The sequence below is a fragment of the Rhodoferax sp. genome (assembly GCF_028689305.1).
GTDB lineage: Bacteria > Pseudomonadota > Gammaproteobacteria > Burkholderiales > Burkholderiaceae_C > Rhodoferax.
The window spans coordinates 1-3,222 of sequence record NZ_JAQTWM010000114.1 but is presented as its reverse complement, the minus strand read 5'-3'; the positions used below and the strand labels follow the sequence as shown (position 1 = coordinate 3,222).

The 3,222-nt window shown below is 60.7% G+C and carries 4 protein-coding genes; 2 read left to right on the top strand and 2 right to left on the bottom strand.

All coding sequences use genetic code 11. The features are described from left to right. Positions 1-164 precede the first annotated feature (164 nt). Positions 165-923 (bottom strand): DeoR/GlpR family DNA-binding transcription regulator, encoded by a 759-nt coding sequence (locus PHW99_RS16720; RefSeq protein ID WP_300180241.1) that lies wholly within the window; start codon positions 921-923, stop codon positions 165-167. 149 nt (positions 924-1,072) lie between these two features. Between PHW99_RS16720 and nudK the strand changes: the two genes are divergently transcribed. Next, complete coding sequence (nudK, locus tag PHW99_RS16715; protein ID WP_300180265.1) at positions 1,073-1,687, top strand: GDP-mannose pyrophosphatase NudK; 615 nt, start codon at positions 1,073-1,075, stop codon at positions 1,685-1,687. 60 nt (positions 1,688-1,747) lie between these two features. Then, complete coding sequence (locus tag PHW99_RS16710; protein WP_300180239.1) at positions 1,748-2,464, top strand: YkgJ family cysteine cluster protein; 717 nt, start codon at positions 1,748-1,750, stop codon at positions 2,462-2,464. A 339-nt stretch (positions 2,465-2,803) separates the two neighbouring features. On the opposite strand, the gene PHW99_RS16705 is transcribed toward PHW99_RS16710, so the two are convergent. After that, on the bottom strand, positions 2,804-3,222 hold a 419-nt coding region (locus PHW99_RS16705), incomplete at its 5' end, for a DMT family transporter (RefSeq protein WP_300180236.1).

Below are 3,222 nucleotides of genomic sequence, written 5' to 3'. Positions count from 1 at the left end.
TGGCGTCCATGGACATTCTGGCAGCGGCCGGCAGGGCGCGTCACGCAACCAAGACCTGACTGTACCGCCGTTGCCCCAGCGGTGAAACCGCTGTGCCATGGCCAAGTATGAATACCATCGGCTTTCCAAACTTCGGCCATCCACAATGTTTTTGGCGGAGGCGCTCACGCCGCCAGCATCACCCTCACCCCAGTGGCCTGCAGCTTGTCATGCATAGGTGCTGGAATGGTCGCGGGCACCACCAGTGCGGCCAGCTCTTTCAGTGCCGCCACGGTAAAGGCTGAGGCGGTGCCGAGTTTGTCGAGCGTGGCCAGCACCACGGTTTCGGCGGCACGTTGGTGCAGCGCACGCTTGACGGCGGCTTCTTCAAAGTCACCGGTGCTCAAGCCCGCCTCGGCGTGGACGCCGGTGACCCCCATCAGGTACAGGTCAGCGCGCACACGGGCGGCTGCTTCGATCACACTGGCGCCGACGTTCACCATGGAGTGGCGGAACAAACGGCCACCGAGCGTCAGCACCTCCAGGTTTGGGTGATCCGCCAACGCCACGGCGACGCACGGGCTGTGCGTGATCACGGTGGCGTGCAAGTCACGTGGCAGATGCTGCACCACCTGCAGTGAGGTGGTGCCGCCGTCCAGAATGACCACTTGCCCGGGTTGAACCAGCGCCGCACCTGCACGGCCCAGCAGGCGCTTGTCATCCGGAGCCAGCTGCGCCCGCACACGCAGATCACCCACTGCCGCAGAGGCAGGCAATGCGCCGCCATGCACACGCTGCAACAGGCCTTCGGCAGCCAGCTCGCGCAGATCACGCCGTACCGTGTCGTCGGAAATGCCCAGCTCCGCACTGAAAGCTCTGGCCACGAACTGGCCGTCGCGCTGGAGGCGGCTGAGGATGAGTTGCTTGCGTTGACGGGTGAGCATGCGCGGTGCTTGGTCGTATGGCCAAAATTGTGATTGCACGAAACTGCATAATAATACGCGATATTGCACGATTTTTTGGAGTTGCCATGCCAGTTGCCACCGCTGCAAGCTGCGAGACCACTGCGGTCAAGCGGCCTGCTCCCACCCCCATCCGTGCCAGCGCTGAACACGTCCGGCTGCTGGACACCCAACTGCTGTCCAACAACTGGTACGTGTTGCGCAAGATCACGTTTGAATTGCGCCGGCGTGATGGCCAGTGGCAGCGCCAGAGCCGTGAGGCGTACGACCGGGGCAATGGCGCGGCCTTGCTGTTGTTCGACCCGAGCCGCCTGACCGTGGTGTTGACCCGGCAATTCCGTTTACCGGCGTTCATCAACGGCTGCACCGACGGTTATCTGATTGAAGCCTGTGCCGGGCTGCTGGACGGCGACGACCCTGAAACCTGCATCCGCCGAGAGGCTGAAGAGGAAACCGGCTACCGCATTCGCGCCCCGCGCAAGGTGTTTGAGGCCTACATGAGCCCTGGTTCAGTCACGGAGAAACTGCACTTCTTCGTGGCCGAGTACCAGGTCGAAGACCGTCTGGAGGCAGGTGGCGGCCTGGCCGAGGAAGGCGAGGATATTGAGGTCATTGAGATGCCGCTGGCCGAAGCGCTGGCGGGCATCCAGACCGGCCTCATTCAGGATGGCAAGACCGTGATGCTGCTGCAGCATGTGGCGCTCAAGCAGTTGGTTGACGGCACAAACCCGGCATTGACCAGATGACCGAGCCCAGCCAGGCAAGCCGACCAACGGCCCACCGTATGGTCCGGGTCAGGCGCGGACATGGCCCTGGGACAGGATAATTCTGCCCCTATGAACACATCTGCTGCGGTGAGCACATCGGCAAAGGTTGAGGCGGGCGATTTTGGGACCTGGCTCGCCCAAATGCTGGCCTCGTTCCGGGGGCCGGTCGGGACTGACGTTCCGTGCGGGAGCTGCCGTGGCTGCTGTACATCGTCCTATTTCATCCACGTTCGCCCGAGTGACCGCAAAACCCTCGGTGTCGTCCCGAAAAATCTCCTGAGTCCCGCGCCCGGCCTGCCCCAAGACCACAAGTTGATTGGCTTTACCGCCAACGGCGCCTGCGCGCTGCTCAAAAACGGTGACTGCACCATCTACAGCAGTCGCCCCCAAACCTGTCGTGACTATGACTGCCGTGTCTTCGCTGCAGCCGCAATCCAGGCAGGCGGGGTGGACAAGGCCGCCATCAACCAGCGCGTGCAAGAGTGGCAGTTTTCTTATGCCTCTGGTCAGGACCAGCAAATCCACCAAGCCATCAAGAAGGCTGCAGCGTTCATCACCAGAAACCGCGCGGCCTTTCCTGGCGGACGGGCTCCGGTCATGCCGAGCGACATCGCGGTGCTGGCCATCAAGGTGCATGGCGTCTTCCTCCAGCCAGAGTCGAACGGCCAGACTCCGGCCGAATTGGCCGCAGCGATTGTGCAGGCAAGTCGTGCGTTTGATGCCTCCAGGTTAACGGATACAACAGAAAAACAGTGATCTCTCTTGTTGATTGCAACAATGACATTTTGGGCCTGTAGCCCCTGTATTCATTGCCCAAACAGCTACAAATTCAGCAGCAAATACAATTTTGCAAGCCTTTCGCCACCACCAACAAGGCACATGACAGGCAAAAGGTGACGGTAACTACACCATCCCCTCTACCCTCAATGCCCATGCACCTTTGGCGCATGCCAGCCGACCGGCCCAGTCCCCTCACCCACATCGCCACGCTATTGCGCGCTGCGCAGGGTGTTCTTGATCAGCATGGTCAGGGTGCCGACCCATCAGCCACCGGGGTGATTCATGAGTTTTTTCTTCACGCCTTCAAAGTCCACATCACCCACCATGTGGTCGTCCGCCAAGCGGTTGATGCACACTTTCCACTATCCGTGACTTTGACCAGGTTTCCAGTGCCCCGGATGAAAACAGCACACCGACCATCACCAATGCGGCGCCTAGCCATTGAGCAAGAATGACTTCCTGCCCTAGTCCGATCGCAATCAACATTGTGAAAATGGGCACCAAGTCAAAGAAGACTGAGGTTCGGGCTGGGCCGATGGTGCTGATGCCTTTGTTCCAGAAGAGGTAAGCCAGCACCGTACCAAACAAAGCCATGATGCCCAGCGCGCTTAAGCTGCTGACGGGTGGCAGCGTCAAGGTGCCAGCGTGCGCCGCAATGGCCAGACCAGCAATCGCAGCGGCACCGATCAACATCGTGACGGCCGTTGTTTGCAGGGTCGAGAGCTTTTTCACCG